Source organism: Halalkalibacter oceani (assembly GCF_040544555.1).
Classification (GTDB): Bacteria; Bacillota; Bacilli; order Bacillales; family Bacillaceae_D; genus Halalkalibacter; species Halalkalibacter oceani.
Genome location: NZ_JBEPKD010000016.1, coordinates 40,768 through 57,370, shown reverse-complemented (window position 1 = coordinate 57,370; position 16,603 = coordinate 40,768). Strand labels below are relative to the sequence as shown.

22 protein-coding genes and 1 other annotated feature are annotated in these 16,603 nt (G+C 48.9%); of the genes, 4 read left to right on the top strand and 18 right to left on the bottom strand.

Translation table 11 applies throughout. The features are described 5' to 3' along the window. Positions 1-20 precede the first annotated feature (20 nt). On the top strand, positions 21-407 hold the full coding sequence (locus tag ABMB67_RS16105; protein WP_251223876.1) for a hypothetical protein: 387 nt from the start codon (positions 21-23) through the stop codon (positions 405-407). 239 nt (positions 408-646) lie between these two features. Next, positions 647-1,447 (top strand): SDR family NAD(P)-dependent oxidoreductase, encoded by an 801-nt coding sequence (locus tag ABMB67_RS16100; RefSeq protein ID WP_354572688.1) that lies wholly within the window; start codon positions 647-649, stop codon positions 1,445-1,447. Between the two features lie 75 nt (positions 1,448-1,522). On the opposite strand, the gene ABMB67_RS16095 is transcribed toward ABMB67_RS16100, so the two are convergent. The 10 genes from ABMB67_RS16095 to ABMB67_RS16050 form a co-directional block, all read right to left on the bottom strand. After that, positions 1,523-2,122, bottom strand: coding sequence for a dihydrofolate reductase family protein (locus tag ABMB67_RS16095; protein ID WP_251223874.1), 600 nt, complete (start codon positions 2,120-2,122; stop codon positions 1,523-1,525). After that, entirely contained in the window at positions 2,119-2,751 is a 633-nt protein-coding gene (locus ABMB67_RS16090) for a dihydrofolate reductase family protein (protein ID WP_354572687.1), read from the bottom strand. The genes ABMB67_RS16095 and ABMB67_RS16090 overlap by 4 nt, the downstream gene beginning before the upstream one ends. A gap of 2 nt (positions 2,752-2,753) precedes the next feature. After that, entirely contained in the window at positions 2,754-3,113 is a 360-nt protein-coding gene (locus ABMB67_RS16085; RefSeq protein ID WP_354572686.1) for a nuclear transport factor 2 family protein, read from the bottom strand. Positions 3,114-3,175: 62 nt separating this feature from the next. Beyond that, positions 3,176-3,973 (bottom strand): AraC family transcriptional regulator, encoded by a 798-nt coding sequence (locus ABMB67_RS16080; protein ID WP_354572685.1) that lies wholly within the window; start codon positions 3,971-3,973, stop codon positions 3,176-3,178. A 129-nt stretch (positions 3,974-4,102) separates the two neighbouring features. After that, entirely contained in the window at positions 4,103-4,381 is a 279-nt protein-coding gene (gene rpmA, locus ABMB67_RS16075; RefSeq protein ID WP_251192492.1) for a 50S ribosomal protein L27, read from the bottom strand. A gap of 5 nt (positions 4,382-4,386) precedes the next feature. Beyond that, complete coding sequence (locus ABMB67_RS16070) at positions 4,387-4,728, bottom strand: ribosomal-processing cysteine protease Prp (protein ID WP_251223870.1); 342 nt, start codon at positions 4,726-4,728, stop codon at positions 4,387-4,389. 7 nt (positions 4,729-4,735) lie between these two features. After that, a complete protein-coding gene (gene rplU, locus ABMB67_RS16065; protein WP_251192490.1) occupies positions 4,736-5,044 on the bottom strand; it encodes a 50S ribosomal protein L21 in 309 nt (102 codons plus the stop codon). A 12-nt stretch (positions 5,045-5,056) separates the two neighbouring features. Then, positions 5,057-5,129, bottom strand: a sequence feature (ribosomal protein L21 leader region). 66 nt (positions 5,130-5,195) lie between these two features. Then, complete coding sequence (locus ABMB67_RS16060) at positions 5,196-6,701, bottom strand: Rne/Rng family ribonuclease (protein WP_251223869.1); 1,506 nt, start codon at positions 6,699-6,701, stop codon at positions 5,196-5,198. 82 nt (positions 6,702-6,783) lie between these two features. Continuing rightward, entirely contained in the window at positions 6,784-7,683 is a 900-nt protein-coding gene (locus ABMB67_RS16055) for a M50 family metallopeptidase (RefSeq protein WP_354572684.1), read from the bottom strand. Then, entirely contained in the window at positions 7,652-8,440 is a 789-nt protein-coding gene (locus ABMB67_RS16050; RefSeq protein ID WP_251223867.1) for a M23 family metallopeptidase, read from the bottom strand. Before ABMB67_RS16050 ends, ABMB67_RS16055 begins: the two co-directional genes overlap by 32 nt. A 206-nt stretch (positions 8,441-8,646) precedes the next feature. Between ABMB67_RS16050 and ABMB67_RS16045 the strand changes: the two genes are divergently transcribed. Then, entirely contained in the window at positions 8,647-9,570 is a 924-nt protein-coding gene (locus ABMB67_RS16045) for an aldo/keto reductase (protein WP_354572683.1), read from the top strand. Positions 9,571-9,667: 97 nt separating this feature from the next. Here ABMB67_RS16045 and ABMB67_RS16040 read toward each other — a convergent pair whose 3' ends face one another. Further along, on the bottom strand, positions 9,668-10,186 hold the full coding sequence (locus tag ABMB67_RS16040; RefSeq protein ID WP_251223865.1) for a MogA/MoaB family molybdenum cofactor biosynthesis protein: 519 nt from the start codon (positions 10,184-10,186) through the stop codon (positions 9,668-9,670). A gap of 230 nt (positions 10,187-10,416) precedes the next feature. Between ABMB67_RS16040 and ABMB67_RS16035 the strand changes: the two genes are divergently transcribed. Continuing rightward, positions 10,417-10,782 carry a DNA-binding transcriptional response regulator gene (locus ABMB67_RS16035; RefSeq protein ID WP_251223864.1) on the top strand — a complete coding sequence of 122 codons (366 nt, stop codon included), beginning with the start codon at positions 10,417-10,419 and terminating at the stop codon, positions 10,780-10,782. Positions 10,783-10,864: 82 nt separating this feature from the next. Here the strand turns inward: ABMB67_RS16035 and minD are convergent, their stop codons facing one another. The 7 genes from minD to ABMB67_RS16000 all read right to left on the bottom strand — a co-directional run bounded on the left by minD (position 10,865) and on the right by ABMB67_RS16000 (position 16,563). After that, positions 10,865-11,659 carry a septum site-determining protein MinD gene (gene minD, locus ABMB67_RS16030; protein ID WP_251192483.1) on the bottom strand — a complete coding sequence of 265 codons (795 nt, stop codon included), beginning with the start codon at positions 11,657-11,659 and terminating at the stop codon, positions 10,865-10,867. 26 nt (positions 11,660-11,685) lie between these two features. Beyond that, the gene (gene minC / locus ABMB67_RS16025) at positions 11,686-12,375 is read right to left on the bottom strand and encodes a septum site-determining protein MinC (RefSeq protein ID WP_251223863.1); all 690 of its coding nucleotides are present in this window, start codon (positions 12,373-12,375) and stop codon (positions 11,686-11,688) included. A 154-nt stretch (positions 12,376-12,529) separates the two neighbouring features. Continuing rightward, positions 12,530-13,048: a rod shape-determining protein MreD gene (gene mreD / locus ABMB67_RS16020; RefSeq protein WP_354572682.1), complete on the bottom strand. Its 519-nt coding sequence runs from the start codon at positions 13,046-13,048 to the stop codon at positions 12,530-12,532. Further along, a complete protein-coding gene (gene mreC, locus ABMB67_RS16015; protein WP_251223861.1) occupies positions 13,045-13,920 on the bottom strand; it encodes a rod shape-determining protein MreC in 876 nt (291 codons plus the stop codon). Before mreC ends, mreD begins: the two co-directional genes overlap by 4 nt. Positions 13,921-13,932: 12 nt before the next feature. Further along, entirely contained in the window at positions 13,933-14,970 is a 1,038-nt protein-coding gene (locus tag ABMB67_RS16010; protein ID WP_251223860.1) for a rod shape-determining protein, read from the bottom strand. Positions 14,971-15,158: 188 nt separating this feature from the next. Further along, complete coding sequence (gene radC / locus ABMB67_RS16005; protein WP_251223859.1) at positions 15,159-15,851, bottom strand: RadC family protein; 693 nt, start codon at positions 15,849-15,851, stop codon at positions 15,159-15,161. Between the two features lie 133 nt (positions 15,852-15,984). Then, positions 15,985-16,563, bottom strand: a complete 579-nt coding sequence (locus ABMB67_RS16000; protein WP_251223858.1) for a Maf family protein — start codon at positions 16,561-16,563, stop codon at positions 15,985-15,987. Between the last annotated feature and the right edge of the window lie 40 nt (positions 16,564-16,603).

Genomic DNA, 16,603 nt, shown 5'->3' with positions numbered 1-16,603 from the left:
ATTTCAGTTGTTTAGTGGTCATGCTGGTGCTGTTTTTGGTTTCCTGCAGTTTCAGCTTTACTACTGCCCATTATTCTGACTTGCAATTTGCAGCTGAGATTGATTCATCTAACCGGCCGGTCATACGTGCAGATCATTTCACAGTAGATTCACCCATCGTTCATTTGACAGGGATTTTGAACAACGCCCCGGACGGCACCGTCATGAAAGCCGTTTGGGTTTATCTTGAAACAGAACCGCCAACAGAAATTGATTTTTATGAACTTGAATCGGTGCATGTCACGGCAAATTTCAGCTTCCATGTTTCAAGGCCGGATAATGGCTGGCCTCCCGGCGACTATGAAGTGCATCTTTATATTGATGATAAACTGAAAGAGACGCTTACTTTTCAGGTAGTAGAGAACTAACGACGACTTGCGCATAACCGGTTTTATCTACAATGTACAGGCATAGATGGATGCGTCTCTTCCATCTATGCCTTCTTTTTTAGCCTGGCGAAGGATTACTTTTTTGCAGCTTCTTTTCACCCCTATCCTTTCCCAGTAAATGATGGGTCCTCTTTCGTTTCTTCCTCATCACGATTTACGATCCCATGTGAAGGGTATAGAATAGCAGTTACCAATCATTTTTGAGGAGGATGGAAACGATGACGATTTTTTCTACTTCCGCTCTTGCTGAGCAGCACGCCTTAGTCACTGGAGCGACAGGAGGAATAGGAGCGGAAACGGCAAAAGTGCTGGCTGGCATGGGAACTGCTATCACGATTAGCGGACGGCGGCGGCAGAAGCTCAACGCGCTCAAACAGGAGATCGAGCAGCAGGTGCCGGACGCTTCGATCTATGTGCATGCTGCGGATCTGACAAATGCCGAACAGCGGGATGAGCTTTGTGCAGCAGCCAAGGATGAGCTGGGACCGATTTCGATTCTCGTCAATTCGGCTGGTGTCTCCGGCGGGTCTGTTGTTGAGCGGCTGACTCAGGACGATATGGAGCGGATCATGCACATCAACTATACGTCGACTGTTTTGCTGACACAGCAAGTGTATCGGCAGATGAAAGAGAAAGGGCATGGAGCGATTATTAACGTTGCGTCATTATCCGGCTTACGCGGTACATATGGAAATACAGCGTATGCCGCTTCAAAATTTGCCTTAATCGGCTTTACCCATTCCTTCGCGCTTGAAGCGATTGAACATCACGTCCGGGTCAATGCCGTTTGTCCAGGCTACGTCGAAACCGACATGGCGCTTGAAGCGATCAGACGGAAAGCAGCCCACAGTGGAACGTCTTTTGAGCACCAAATGACAAAAGCGAAGGAAAGCATCCCTTCAGGTCATTTTACGAGCCCGCAGGATGTGGCAAACACGATTGCCTTTCTCGCTTCAGCAGCCGCTGATAACATCATCGGCGAATCAGTCAAAATTTCCGGTGGCAGCGTGCTGCGCTAATAAAAAAACGGGGAGGAAAGCCAGCCACTTTCCCCCTCGTTTTATTTATATATACGTGATGAAAGGACGACAAGCTCAAACGCCAGCCTCCCCCTCCGCCTCTTTCCTGGCGTAACGCAAAAGCACGACCCCGCAGCCAAATTGGCGTGTTTCCAGCAAGCGCAGCTGCCGGTACTCTGTTAGTTCAGGAAACATCCGCTTCCCGCCTCCAAGCACAATCGGGTGAAAGTAGAGGCGGTACTCATCGACTAAGTCATGCTCGATAAACGAAGCGGCGATGCTCGCCCCGCCTAGGTCCATATCCCGGCCTTCTTCAGCTTTTAAAGCGCGAACCGCTTCAGGCAGATTGTCACGTATAATCCGCGCATGTTCCCCGACCTGTTCCAACGTAGTGGAAAAGACAATTTTTTCCGATTGATTCCAAATACGGGCATACTCTTTTTCGACAGCCGCTGCCTCCGGATTGTCTCCGGCTTTCGTCCAATACCCGGCCATATTCTCATACATGCGTCGCCCGTAAAGATGAGTATCAATTTCCTGCTCAAAGTCATTGAAATGCTGATGCAGCTCTTCATCCGGCACCGACCAGTCAATCGCTCCATCGCGCGCTTCCATATACCCGTCAAGTGAGACCATCATCGAATAAATCACCTGTCTGTTGCGCTTTCGGCTCATTGAACGCCCCCTCCGCTCTGGCTGACGCGAAAGCTGGCATGGATCACCGAGCCACTCGTCGATTGGCTTGTTAGCTCCAGATTCGGTAAATGATTACCGCGATGTTCGAACAGCCTTACTCCGTCACCGAGCAGTACCGGGACGATGTGCAAATGAAGCTCATTAAGAAGACCAGCCGCAAGACATTGCTGCACGACGTCCGCTCCCCCGCCAACCGAAACCTCCTTTTCACCCGCTGCCGCTTTGGCCGCTTGATAAGCCGCAGCCAAACCGTCCGTACAGAAGATAAAGGTAGTGCCGCCTTCCATTTCCTGCGGAGGGCGCGGCTCATGAGTCAGGACGAAAACAGGAACGTGAAAAGGAGGACGACTCCCCCAATAACGCTCACCGTGGTCGAACATTGTCCGCCCGATGATCACCGCCCCCGTCCGATCAATCAACGACTGCAAATGAGCCGACTCGTAACTTTCCATTCCTCCGTCCAGACCGTGACGCTCCCGCCAGCTGCCAAGCTGATAGACCCATTCATGGAGAATACGACCGCCCGTTCCAAGAGGATGCTCTTCGGAACTGTTCGGTCCGGTGATAAATCCGTCAAGCGAGATCGACAAATCAGCAAATGCGGCCATCGCTATTTCACCTCTCCGCGATCAACAACATAAGTCGTCAGCGCTTTCACTTTTCCGTCCTCCAGATCGTACAGATCACAAACAGAGAAAGCATGTCTGATCCCTTGTTCAATCTCCATCTCCATTGTGCCTTCCACGACGGCCCACTGCTGATTGGCGACAACCCGTAGCAACTGATGCTCCTCCAGCGGCTGCGCCATCATTTGCGAGATTCCATCAAGCAGGGCCTGTTTCCCTTTCAATGCAGGCTCGCCAATTACAGTCCATTCAATATCCTCCACTACATGCTCGGCAATCCACGTAAGGTTGCCGGAAGTAAAAGCCTGGTCAAACTCCCGAATAAATGTTTCATCATTTGTCATGTCCGCCACTCCTTATCAGCCATTTGTCTTTCATTATAGACAGAGTTGCGGGTCAACATTTCTTATATTTTGCGAAGAAGCTGCTCGCTAAGAAATTTCTTCATTAAAATAGGCAAGGAAATTAAAATTGGCGGTTCGCCGATGCGCGGTGGATGCAATGATAATGCTTGATAGGGCACCCGGTTCCGACCGGAGATGATAATCGGATACGGGGAGCGGCAGCGCAATGTCTCGTGCGGAACTAAAATGCTTTGCGCAGCCGTCCCCCACTCTACCGATGTAGCCAATAAAAAGTATGTACCCGGTTCGACGCCGGAAAATGAAAACTCTCCTGGGGAGGCGAGCAATGTTCCATAAGCGGGCAAGCCTTCCGGAATCGGCTTCGTAAACAAGCCGACAAGAATCACACCCGAAATTGGATGGGCTGACTGGATGCTGCCTTCTACCACACTGCCACCTGGTTGAACAGGGAGGAGCGCCTTCCACTCCCCGGCATCCTGCAAGCGGCCAATTAGCTGCTCGGTAAGCTCCTCGGAGCGCCGAAAAAAAGCAGGCGTCATCCCGACCCGTTCCGTAAATCGCGTTGTAAATGTTCCGAGGCTTTGCTGGCCGATTTCCATCCCGATATCACGGATCGTCAAGTTTGTCGTCAGCAGCAATTCCTTTGCGTGCTGGAGACGGAGGGATGCGATGTAATAATGCGGGGAAAGACCCGTTCTTTCCTTGAAAAGACGCGAAAAATGATACGGGCTATACGCCGCTTCGCTTGCAAGCTGTTCTAAAGAAAGCGGTGCATCAAGGTGGTTGTGAATATAATCGAGCACCTGATCAACCGCCTTTTCTTTTGTCCAGTCCTTCATCTCCTCCCCCCTTTCTTGAAAATAGTATAGTTCTAAATATTCAGAAAATAAACACCGAGCAAGCTTCCTCATGACTGATGTGTAAAGAGGGTGCCCAAAAGCCTTCGCTTCAGGACACCCTCTTCCTTATTATGCAGGATACACGCTCACCTGCTTGCGATCACGACCGACGCGCTCATATTTCACAACACCGTCAACCTTCGCAAAAAGTGTATCGTCTCCACCTTTACCGACATTCACACCAGGGTAAACACGAGTACCGCGTTGGCGAACAAGAATCGAACCGCCTGTTACCGCTTGACCGTCAGCACGCTTAGCACCAAGGCGCTTTGAACGTGAGTCACGACCGTTCTTCGTACTACCTACCCCTTTTTTCGATGCGAAAAATTGTAGATTCATTTTCAACATGGAATTCACCTCCCATATTTATCGTCAATTTCAATATGCTTACTGTATTCTTCAGCGATCGACTGCAGCGACACGAGCATCGCCTCGAGCAAAAGCTGGACTTTCTCAAATGTCGCACGTTCTACATCCATCGGAACGGTACAGCGGAGAAAGCCGCCATTCTCCTCCATTTCAATCTCAGGATCGACCTGACATAGGGAGATGATCGCATTTACAGCTCCAATCGAAACGGCTGAAGCGCCAGCGCAAACGAGATCGTACCCATACGGACCGGAGTCTGCATGTCCACTCATCGTAAAAGAAACGATCTCAGCGTTATCATTGCGTTTTACTTTTACCGTAATCATCGGACACTTAGGCGTTAATCTTTTCGATTACCACTTTCGTGTACGGCTGACGGTGACCTTGCTTACGACGGTAATTCTTTTTCGCCTTCATTTTCCAAACGATGATTTTCTTTTGACGACCATGCTTTTCAACCTTAGCCGTTACAGTAGCGCCCTCAACAAAAGGAGCACCAACCTTCACTTCATCGCCACCGACAAAAAGAACGTTGTCGAAGCTCACTGTTTCTCCAGCTTCTGCGTCCAATTTCTCAATGTAAACTTCCTGGCCTTCTTGAACTTTGATTTGCTTTCCACCAGTTTCAATAATTGCGTACATACTTGCACCTCCTCATATACTCAGACTCGCCATCAAAGGTAGGAAAAATCCGTTTGCGACCTTCTCTGAGCGGTTGTAGTCGTTTGGGTGCGACCAAATAACTAACAAGCGCTATTTTAGCACAAATAAAGCAGCTCTGTCAACGGCTGCTTTATACTCCCGCCTTCAATCGCTCAAGCTGGGCGGAAGCCTCAGTCAGCGTGCCGATAAAGCGGATCGCGAAGCTTTCCTCGGCCATTTTCCGGTTTGGAAAGACAAGGATCCGAAAGCCAAGCGCCTCTTCCAGCCTTTTCAAATGCTCCGATTTCGCCCCGAATAAAACGGTCGCGACATGGGATGGCAGCTCAAGCAGAAGCGCTTCCTCACCCATTCCGCGATATTCCCAAAGCTGACGCTCAATCTTAAACGCCTGTGCTTCATCTGACAGCACTGCTCCTTTGCCGCCGCACGTCGGGCATGCTTTCGATAAGCTTGCCTGCAAGTTCTGCCTGATTTTTTTCCTCGTCATCTCCACGAGGCCAAGCCCGGTAAGGCCGTGAATGCTCGTTTTCGTCCGGTCACCCTTGAGCGCCTGTTCAAAGGTCTCCAGGACATATTTCTGATCGTCTTCACGCTTCATATCGATGAAGTCAATGATAATGATGCCGGAAATATCACGGAGGCGCAGCTGTTTGGCAATTTCCTTTGCCGCTTCGGCATTCGTTTTGCGAATCGTGTCATGGAGATTTGTCTTACCGGTGAATTTACCGGTATTGACATCGATCACCGTCAGCGCCTCCGTTTGATCGATCATCAGATAAGCGCCGTTTTTCAGCCAGACCTGCCGTTTCATCGCCCGTTCCAGTTCCTTTTCAATCCCGAACGCAGTAAAGATGTTCTCCTTTTCATGATAGAGGCGGAGTGTCGTTTCCCCCTGACCATAAGGAGCAAGCAGTCCCTTTAGCTGGCGGTATTCTTCAAGGTGGTCAACAACGATTTCGCTGACCGTAGCAAAAGAAAAATCGCGCATAATCCGCTCAATTAAGCCGGTATCCTGATGAATGAGCGCAGGAGCCTTACGATGCTTTTCCTGCTCCCACAGCTTGTGCCAGCGCTCGCGCATGAATTGCAGCTCGCTTGCGATCACTTCCGCTGACTGACCTTCACAGGACGTCCGAATAATCAGCCCTTCATCTCCTTCCAGCAAGGATTCTCCCACCTGCCGCAAGCGCTCCCGCTCTTCCTCGGAGGAAAAGCGGCGCGACACCCCGACATAGCCTCCCTGTGGCATATAAACGATAAATTTTCCCGGAAATGAGACGACTCCCGTCAAGCGCGGCCCTTTTGTCCCGAAGCCTTCTTTTGTCACCTGGACAAGGATCTCTTCGCCTTCCTTCACAAATTCGGAAATACTTCTGCGCTTTTTCTCGGCCTCATCCTCCGTTGATAAATGAAAAGAAAGCAAGTCATCACGGTACAGAAAGCCGTTTTTGTCTCGTCCAATATCGATGAATGCCGCCTGCATCCCCGGCAGCACATTGACCACCTTCCCACGGTAAACATTGCTGACCACACGGTTATGTACCGGACGCTCTATCATCAGCTCGACCACTTCGCCGTTCTCCACAATCGCCGCCCGCCGTTCTCTCGTCGCCATATTGAAGTAGATCTTTTTCACTCTCGTAACCCCTTTTATTCATGAACATTCTTCTCTCTATTGTACCTTATTCTTGTCCCCGCTGCTCGACAATTATCCTGCCTTATCTTCTGTCGTCCTGAGCAAAAGGGAATGAGGAAAGAGGGGCGTGAGGGTTTTTCATTTGAAAAAAAGCTTGCACGAGCTCTGCTTCCGTTACGTGAGCGACAGATGCCTGCCACCGCCGGTAAATGCGAAAGTCGTGCCGGTAGCCTCTTCGTAATTGCTTGACCGCGTCCCGCACGGCGAGTGAATCCTTAAGGCGGATGACAGAATGGCGCCGAGCTGCGCTTTCATTTGAGCGAGTCATAAGAAAGCGCATGAAATGATAATGGCGCTGTTTCCACTCAAAATAATTGGCCAGCAGCAAAAAGGAAATCACGACCCATAAATTCAAATGAAACGGAAAATAGACCGCGCTGAGCAAGACGAGTAACACGAGCGCCCCGATTGAAAGCTGACGCGCCCGCAGCAACGCTTTCTGATAAGGCAACACAGCTGTGAGCCAGAGATGGAGCAGCCGTCCTCCGTCAAGCGGAAGTATAGGAATGAGATTAAAGCCGAGGATCATCAGATTATGCCAGACAAACAGCTGATGATCAGCTGCGCTCCAAAAAGGCAGCCCGATGCAGGCAAATGAGGCGAGCATCATCCAAAGATGCTGCAAAGGCCCGGCGATAACGACGATCGCTTCTTCGTAAATGGGACGATTCCCGCCATGATCCACTTCTGCCACGCCGCCAAATGGGAGCAGCTCTATTTTGTAAATCCGCCATTTAAAAGCAATCGCAGCGAAAGCATGCCCCAGCTCATGAATAAACACAATCAGAAAAACCATCAGCACTTCACGGAAGTATCCAGTAGCAACCCCGATCCCGAGCACTAGCCAAAACAAAGGGTTGATTTTGACTTTGATCAGCAAATCGCGCATCTTATTCAAAGGAAAGGACATCTGTTGGATCAATATAATGTTCGTCCTTTTTTAATGCGAAATAAAAAATTCCTTTTTGCGCCTCTTCATTAATGGAGACGGTGCCGATCTTCGCCCCTGCCTGGATATGGTCATACATCTTCACACCGATGTCATCAAGCATCCCGTAAAGTGACTCTGTTCCGTCATAATGCTGAACGACTACCGTTTTTCCAAGGTTCTCTTCCTCCCGTTCCCCGACTGAAATCACATATCCGCCTTTCACGGCTTCAACCTCAGCCTCAAGCCCGGTTTCAATCAAAATACCGCTGCCGTTTTGCTGGAAATCTTCACGGATCGTCCCGGCCGCTGGCAAAGCATAGACCATTTCGACCTGCTCCTCTGGATCACCCTGAGCGACCTCCTGGTTGACCGGCACGAGAGCAAGCGGCCTTCCAAACTGGTTTTCATACCAGTTGGCAATTGCCGCAAATTGCAGCTCCTGTTCATAGGCATCCGTAATAAATGCCTTCATTCCATCAAGCTGTGGAGAATTAGACTTAAACAGAATCGCGATTACGAGCGCCAAACAAACCGCTGTCATAATCCGAAAGACAAGAAAGTCACCTGGCTTTCCGCGATGCTCCCGCTCCTCCTTCTCCTGGTGAACATACACGTCAAAATCTTCTCTCGACTCCTCATGACGGTTCATCAGCAGGGGAATCGCTCGCTCCCGTCCTTTTCGACTGCTGTCAATCTGCCGTCTCTTTTTTTCCAATTCTCTGCGTACCTTGTTTAACCGATCGGACATGTCCTCCCCCCTCTTTTTGCCAAGCTGCTAAAAAAGTACGATTTTCACTTTTACAGCAGTTTTTAGTTACGAAAAAGGAAGTTGTTTTTCAGTGGCCTCCTTTTGCTCTTTAGTAAACTATATGACTTGTCCGTTTTTGATATGCCATAATAGATGGTGGAGGACCTATTAGTCTGAAATAAACGAAAACAGAGAGGATGATTGCGATGAAAAAACGCCGCATTGGCAATTCAGAGCTTATCGTTAGTGAGCTTGGCTTAGGGTGTATGAGCATCGGCACAAACAAGAAGGAAGCAGCAGCGGTTATTGACGCCGCGCTTGCAGAGGGGATCAACTATCTCGATACTGCTGACTTATACGATCAAGGGATGAATGAGACGATCATCGGGGAAGTGATCAAGCAAAAGCGGGGCGACATCATCCTCGCGACGAAAGCTGGAAACCGTTTTGAACCGGGAAAAGAAGGCTGGAGCTGGGATCCTTCGAAAAAGCATATCAAATCCGCTTTAAAGCAAAGTCTTACCCGGCTTCAAACTGACTATATTGATTTATTTCAGCTGCATGGCGGGACAATTGAGGATCATATTGATGAGACGATAGAAGCCTTTGAGGAGTTAAAACAGGAAGGCGTGATTCGTTACTACGGCATTTCTTCCATTCGACCGAATGTGATTCGCGAGTATGTCAAACGCTCTTCCATCGTCAGCGTAATGATGCAATACAGCCTGCTCGACAGACGTCCTGAGCCGCTATTTCCTTTATTAGAGGAGCATCACATCAGCGTGCTGGCGAGAGGACCGCTGGCAAAGGGGCTGCTCACGAACCGTTCGCTGGCGCAAGCTTCCTCCGCGATCAAGGAAAATGGCTATCTCGATTATTCCTATGACGAATTGACCGCATTCAAGCAAAAGCTGTCAGAAACCATCGTCGGCGAGAAAGACATTCATGTGCTTGCGTTTGGTTATTGCTTAGCGTCGCCAGCCGTCGCCTCCGTCGTAGCCGGTGCCAGCAAGCCTGAGCAAATTATCGCAAGCAGTGCAGCTATGCAACAGGCAGAGCTGACCGAAGATGAAATCAACATCTTGCAGCAGCTTACAAAAGCCGGCCGCTATACCCAGCATCAAATATAAGAAAAAAACATCGCAGCGGCTCCGTTCTGCGCCTGCTTTCGAGCTTAAGAAAAAGACAAAAGGGAAAAGCAACCCTTTTGTCTCAAGCTCGAAGCACCTACATCCTCATCTGGTCCTGAAGAATTTCCTGAATGACGTGACAGAGCTCAGGAATAATGATCCGCTCCATCGCCAGCTTCACCGCTCCCGTCGCACCCGGCATTGAAAAAATCGCCTTGCCGTCACGCACACCGGCGATGGCCCTGCTTAAAATCGCCGCCGTTCCGACGTCCTCTGTAAAGCTTAAGTGGCGGAAGATTTCACCAAAGCCCGGCATTTCTTTGTCCAAGCTGTCCCGCACTGCTTCATGAGTCGTATCGCGCAAGGCAATTCCCGTGCCGCCTGTCATTAAAATCGCATCGATATCCGCGCGGCTTGCAGCAATTTTTAACCAGTGCTGAATTTGGCTATATTCATCCTTGACAATTTGATACTCGGTTACCGCATGTCCATTTTCTTCCAGTAACTTGCGAATAAGCGCACCGCTTTCATCATTTTCATAGGTTCTCGTGCCGGAGACCGTTAAAATCATACAGCGGACGTTTTTACTCGCTTCTTCAATATGTTCCTGCTTCATCTTCTTCTCCACCTTTACACCATCGTTTCACCCTTGCTTATGTAACAGCCCTATCTTATCCATTACCTTTCTATGCCTCTGTTAAACCATGTATTCTCATTTCTCGTCAACTCTTTCATCCGATAGTCCCAATATTCAATGAATTCATAGAATCTTTAGGTCTTGCAAACTTCTCAAACTACTTTTACTATTAAGAGAGAAGAGCGATAAAGAGAAAAGGGGAACAACGTATGGGGTCATTTTTAGTCGCCTTACTTGAGGACGAGCCAAGTCATGCTACATTAATGGAGTATCATCTGACTCAGCTGGGAGCAGAAGTGCTGCATTACACAGAGGCAGATTCTTTTTTAGAGATAGAAACGAGAGTCTCCTTCCATCTGATTATTGTCAGTGATCAGCTGCAAAATGAGAGCATGCTATCTTTTATTACTGCCTTGGAACAACAGACAACAACACCGATCCTCGTTTTGACGACCGGACGTCAAAAGCGTGTTCATAGCGAAAAGAATATTGCTTACCTCGATAAGCCTTTCTCCATTCATGAATTCCGCCAGACCGTTGAAGCATCTGTCAAGCAAACACTTACGATTATATAAAAAAGAGCCTGAGAGAAAAGGGGAAAAACTCCCTTTTCTCTCAGGCTCGAAGCAGTGGGCAGAACGGAGCCACTGCCATGTCTTACCTCACACTAAAAAACTGCTTAATCTTCGCAAAGACGCCTTTGTTTTCTTCAAGTGACATTAACGGCACCGTTTCTCCTAAAATGCGTCTGGCAATATTACGATAGGCGATAGAAGCTTTGCTTGTCGTTAATAGTGCAATAGGCTCGCCTTTATTCGCCTGTTTGATCACTTCTTCATCATCGACGACGATGCCAAGCAAATCAATCGCCAAAATCGAAGTAATTTCATCAACATCAAGCATTTCTCCATTTTTCATCATATGGCCGCGAATCCGGTTGACGATCAGCTTGGGAGACTCGATATCCCTTTGCTCCAGTAGGCCGATAATCCGGTCCGCATCACGTACTGCCGGCACCTCCGGGGTTGTGACGACAATCGCCTTATCGGCCCCTTCAATCGCATTTTTAAAGCCTTGTTCAATACCTGCCGGACAATCGATGAGCACATAATCGTATTCCTGCTTTAATTCATCAATAATGCTCTTCATCTGCTCCGGTTCTACAGCCGATTTATCCTGCGTCTGGGCCGCCGGGAGCAGGTATAAGCAATCGAAGCGCTTGTCCTTTATCAGAGCCTGCTTCAGCTTACAGCGTCCTTCGGTCACATCGACGAGGTCGTAGATGATTCGATTTTCCAGCCCCATTACAACATCAAGATTGCGAAGACCAATGTCTGTATCCACTAAGCAAACTTTCTTCCCCGACAGCGCAAGAGCGGTGCCGATATTAGCTGATGTCGTTGTTTTTCCTACGCCACCTTTTCCACTTGTAATGACGATTGCCTCACCCACATTGAAGACCCCTTTCTATCACTTTCTTAATCTATCACTTGCTTTTCGTTTTGAATATCGACAGGATGCGTATGTAGAAGCTGCTGCACTCGTCCGAGCTGGACTCTCGCATGCTCGTCCAAAAAAGCACTTGTCATAATTTCTTCTTCCTTCTCATCACCGTCTGCTTCGAATTGGCGAATCCCTCCGGCAATACGGAGCTGCGACGGAGCCATGACAGAAGCCGCGATCACCGCTGATTCATCACCTTGAAAGCCGGCATGGGCAATGCCGCGCAATGCTCCGACGATATAAATGCTTCCCGTCGCCATGATCGTGCCACCGGGATTAACATCACCGATCAGCAGGACGTCACCCCGGATTTTCAAGACTTGACCTGAGCGGATAATCCGCGTCAGCGTCACCACCTGTGCCTGCTGGCGAAGAAGCTCGGCCTCTTCCGTTGAAAGCACCTCTGATTCAAATTCCTCGACAATCAAATTACGGCCTTCTGTAATCAGCTGTGACAGTTCTTCTTTCTCAGCGGAATTGAGATAGCGGTAGCCTGCATTCACTTTTACAAGAGTATCTCGCCCTTCGCTATCCTGGTAATGCTTAGACGAAAGCTTCTCACGTAATTCCGTTAACAGAGATTCGTAAGAGCAATGGTCATCCAACTGGAAGATAAGTCCTTCCTTTGTTCCCTTTATTGTTACATGTTGCTTTTTTTGCGTCATTCGTGTTTCACCTCAGCCTGACTCACTTTGATACTCCAATAAAATGAACGTCTTTGCCAAGTGGCAGCACCGCTGGCAACTAGAGCTTATACAATTAATTCAACAGTCCGGCAAACAAACCCTCTTTTTCCCGGCAATGTACTCGTATCTCTGATTACCGCGCGCGAAGATTGGCTTGCTTTTTCACATGTTCAAACAGTTTGCGCGCCGGATAATAAATTAAGATGGCAAACGCGCTGTTTAAAATCAGACTCGGGAGCAGACGCTCGATGGCAAAAGTCGAAGCTGGCAGGTCGGTTAGACCGATTAGCAAATAGAGACCATACTGATAATACTCAAAGAACAAAATAGCACTCAAAACGAGCATCAGCTGGATCAAAAGTGAATCTTGAATCCGCTTCGAAAAAAAAATGAAAAAATACCCGATAAAAGCAAGTCCGAACGCGTATACGCCAAGCAGCTGTGTGTAGACAATGTCATAACAAAAGCCAAAGGCGAGACCGTAGAACAGACTGCTCTGCCGTCCAAAGTGCAGCCCGATTAAGACAACCATCACGATCAGAAATCGGGGAACGAGAACGGAATCGGTATGAGTCGGAGTCATAAGCTGAAATAAGGTCCCCTCGACAATCAACAGCACAAAGACAAGGCCTGGAATGTAAAACCGGCTCACGATTCCTCCTCCTCAAGCAACGAGGAATCAAGCGTCGTGCTCGTCCGCTCGATCACATAGACATAGTCCAACCCATAAAAGTCGGCCGTCGGTTCGATATAGGCGTTTAACGTAAGTCCGTATTCATCCGGCTCCACCGCGACAATCTCACCAATCAGCAAGCCGCTTGGGTAAACCCCGCCTTTTCCCGAAGTCGTCACCATTTGCCCGGGTTCAATTTCAGCTTCAATATCGAGCTTTCTTAAAATAAGCAGGCCTGTCTCCTCATCGTAGCCTTCAATAAAGCCATATTCAGGCTCGTCCATCGAAACCATTGCCGAAACACGGTTTGTCCGATCATTGTCTGAAAGAAGCTGCACGACGGACGAAAATTCGCTAACCTGCCTAACCTTGCCGACAAGCCCGCCCCGGGAATCGACGATCCCCATATTCGGCTCGACTCCGTGCTCCGATCCTTTGTTAATCCCAATATATTCCGACCAGCGATCCGGGTTGCGGTGAATGACGACCGCGGTGCGAATCATATAATCATGCAAGCTTTCTTCAAGCTCCAGCATTTCTTTCAGATTTTCATTTTCATTCCGCAGTAAATTCCGTTCAACAGAGATTTGCGCGTATTCCTCAAACCGTGATTTTAGCAGCTTGTTTTCCTCATACACATGATGAATATCCCGAACATTTTCAAAGAAACCCGCAACAGCATATGCGGGTTTCATAAAAATCGTTTGCACCCATCCAACAGCATCGCGTACAACTTGCTCTGGACCTGTCACCCGTTCACGGTCTGTGAGGGAGTAGCCAATGAGCGCCACTAAAATAATAATGCTGACGAGCAGAATAATTAACTTTTTGTTTGAAAAGAAGGATGGCATGCTGACACCTACTTACAATTTTCTGTCCGAACGGGACGTGATCCCCGCTTTAGACCGGAATAAATGAAGATTTTCAAGCGCACGACCTGTTCCAATCGCGACGCAATCAAGCGGGTTCTCTGCGACTAAAACCGGCATATTCGTCTCATCGCTTAACACGCGATCCAAATTGCGAAGCAACGCGCCTCCCCCGGTAAGAACGATACCGCGATCCATAATGTCTGCCGCCAGTTCAGGCGGAGACTGCTCCAGCGTGTTTTTCACCGCTTCAATAATCGTCGTCACCGTATCTTCCAGCGAGCCGGCAATTTCTTCCGCTGTCACCGTAATCGTCTTCGGCAGCCCTGTCACAAGGTCGCGCCCGCGAATATCCATATCATCGACGCCATCCGGCGCTCCGGCCGAACCGATTTCTAGCTTTAACGCTTCTGCCGTCCGTTCACCAATCATCAGATTATACGTCTTTTTCACATAGGAAATGATCGCATCATCCATTTCATCGCCGGCAACCCTAATCGACTGACTCGTCACGATCCCGCCAAGCGAGATAATCGCCACCTCTGTCGTACCACCGCCGATGTCGACAACCATGCTGCCCGTTGGCTCCCATACAGGGAGATCAGCGCCAATCGCTGCCGCAAACGGCTCTTCAAGCGTATAGGCTTCCTTCGCCCCCGCCTGTTTTGTCGCATCCTCGACAGCACGCTTTTCCACCGCCGTAATGCCCGATGGCACGCAAACCATCACCGACGGCTTTGTAAAGATCGAGCGGTTTTTCTGAGCCTGACGAATGAAATATTTCAGCATCGTTGCCGTCGTATCAAAATCAGCAATAACCCCGTCTTTCATTGGCCGAACCGCGACGATATTCCCCGGTGTACGTCCGATCATATTTTTCGCGTCATTTCCAACCGCTTCAATTGAACCAGTATCCGTCCGTAAGGCAACCACTGATGGTTCACGCACAACGATGCCTTTTCCTTTCACATATACGAGTGTATTCGCCGTCCCTAGATCAATACCAATATCTTTTGAGAACCCACCAAACATCTATGTATCTCCCTTCATGCTTAACCGAAATCATAACCTTTATTATATCGAAGAATGTTAGAAAAACATAGCCTAACTTTTCAGTTCTCCTAACCTTCCCGTCACGACTCCCGTTTCCCGCCTTAGTAAGCGTACCACTTTTGCCGGGAACTGAGCCATCCGCACTTCGCCCGAGGACCATTGACCGATTAATTCAGATGCCCTTTCTCCTTCAGGCTGATATACCTTCTATCACCAATAATAACATGATCGAGCACTTCAATTCCTAATACTTTTCCTGCTTCATGTAGCCGTTTTGTGACATCGATATCCTCACGGCTTGGTGTCGGATCTCCCGATGGATGATTATGGAGGCAGACAACCGAGGCGGCCGAACGGCGCAGCGCTTCTTTAAAAACCTCGCGCGGATGGACAATGCTGGCATTTAGGCTGCCGATAAAAATCGTCTTGCGGTGCAGAACCTGGTTCTTCGTATTTAAATACAGGCAATCAAAATGCTCTTGAAGCAGGAAGCGCATATCTTCCATGACATAATTAGCGACATCCTCCGGAGAACGAATCACATAGCGTTCATCCGGTTGAAGGCTGTGCAGCCGCCGGCCCAGCTCGACTGCTGCTGCTAATTCCACAGCTTTCGCCTGGCCGATTCCTTTTACGAGGCAAAGCTCTTCAATCGCGGCTTCCTTTAACATCGATATACCATCAAAAGCCGTAAGAAGACGCTGGGCCAATTGAAGAACCGATTCCTGCTTCGTTCCCGTCCGAAGCAGGATCGCAAGAATTTCCTGATTGGATAAAGCCCGCGCCCCTTCTGTCAAAAGTCGTTCACGCGGACGTTCACGGACGGGGACATCACGGATGAGGAGTGATTGTTGAGGCAATGACAGACGCTCCTTTCTAATCTGTACGAATACGGGGACTTTCATGTGCAGAAATGAAAAAATGGACGACTTCAAAAAAACAATACGGGTGACTGCGCGCTCACTACACCATCGCCCTTGCCGGCACTAATCATTATATGTGCGGAGAAGGAACAATTCCCAATTTCTTTAATTCTCTAAGCGTACGCGCCAGCGGCAAGCCGACCACAGTGTAATAGTCGCCTTTAATCTGCTTCACTAAAAAGGCACCGAAGCCTTGAATTCCATACGCTCCGGCTTTATCGAGCGGCTCTCCGCTCTCGACGTACATCGCAATTTCTTCTTCAGTCAGCGAATAAAATTCCACCTCCGTTTTTTCGAAAAATGTTGTCGTGCCAGCCTGGGAACAAAGCGTTACCCCGGTATAGACAGAGTGAGTTCGTCCTGACAACAGCGTAAGCATTTGCCGCGCTTCCCGTTCGTCTTTCGGCTTGCCGAGAATCGTGTCTTGAAACGCGACAACGGTGTCAGAACCAAGGACTACCGCATCCCGGTGCTGCTTCCAGACATCCTCAGCTTTTTGATAGGCAAGCTGTTTAACGGCCTCCTCGGGTGATAAAGTTGGTTCAATTTGTTCGGAAATCATACTTGGAACAACGTTGAAAGAAAGATGGACCTGCTGAAGTAATTCTTTTCGTCTTGGGGAGCCTGAGGCTAAGATTAACGAATGCATGAAGGGATTCACCTCTACAATTATGTTTCTTTTTATTGTA

Bases quoted from the DNA above. Each gene is read 5' to 3' on its own strand.
- ABMB67_RS16040 (WP_251223865.1), bottom strand. From the start codon at position 10,186: ATGAAGCAGGAACATATTGAAGAAGCGAGTAAAAACGTCCGCTGTATG.
- ABMB67_RS16050 (WP_251223867.1), bottom strand. From the start codon at position 8,440: ATGTCCGATCGGTTAAACAAGGTACGCAGAGAATTGGAAAAAAAGAGA.
- ABMB67_RS16105 (WP_251223876.1), top strand. From the start codon at position 21: ATGCTGGTGCTGTTTTTGGTTTCCTGCAGTTTCAGCTTTACTACTGCC.
- rplU (WP_251192490.1), bottom strand. From the start codon at position 5,044: ATGTACGCAATTATTGAAACTGGTGGAAAGCAAATCAAAGTTCAAGAA.
- mreC (WP_251223861.1), bottom strand. From the start codon at position 13,920: ATGCCATCCTTCTTTTCAAACAAAAAGTTAATTATTCTGCTCGTCAGC.
- minC (WP_251223863.1), bottom strand. From the start codon at position 12,375: ATGACGCAAAAAAAGCAACATGTAACAATAAAGGGAACAAAGGAAGGA.
- ABMB67_RS16045 (WP_354572683.1), top strand. From the start codon at position 8,647: ATGAAAAAACGCCGCATTGGCAATTCAGAGCTTATCGTTAGTGAGCTT.
- ABMB67_RS16095 (WP_251223874.1), bottom strand. From the start codon at position 2,122: ATGAGCCGAAAGCGCAACAGACAGGTGATTTATTCGATGATGGTCTCA.
- ABMB67_RS16000 (WP_251223858.1), bottom strand. From the start codon at position 16,563: ATGCATTCGTTAATCTTAGCCTCAGGCTCCCCAAGACGAAAAGAATTA.
- ABMB67_RS16070 (WP_251223870.1), bottom strand. From the start codon at position 4,728: ATGATTACGGTAAAAGTAAAACGCAATGATAACGCTGAGATCGTTTCT.
- ABMB67_RS16035 (WP_251223864.1), top strand. From the start codon at position 10,417: ATGGGGTCATTTTTAGTCGCCTTACTTGAGGACGAGCCAAGTCATGCT.
- ABMB67_RS16085 (WP_354572686.1), bottom strand. From the start codon at position 3,113: ATGACAAATGATGAAACATTTATTCGGGAGTTTGACCAGGCTTTTACT.
- ABMB67_RS16100 (WP_354572688.1), top strand. From the start codon at position 647: ATGACGATTTTTTCTACTTCCGCTCTTGCTGAGCAGCACGCCTTAGTC.
- ABMB67_RS16010 (WP_251223860.1), bottom strand. From the start codon at position 14,970: ATGTTTGGTGGGTTCTCAAAAGATATTGGTATTGATCTAGGGACGGCG.
- ABMB67_RS16090 (WP_354572687.1), bottom strand. From the start codon at position 2,751: ATGGCCGCATTTGCTGATTTGTCGATCTCGCTTGACGGATTTATCACC.
- ABMB67_RS16080 (WP_354572685.1), bottom strand. From the start codon at position 3,973: ATGAAGGACTGGACAAAAGAAAAGGCGGTTGATCAGGTGCTCGATTAT.
- rpmA (WP_251192492.1), bottom strand. From the start codon at position 4,381: ATGTTGAAAATGAATCTACAATTTTTCGCATCGAAAAAAGGGGTAGGT.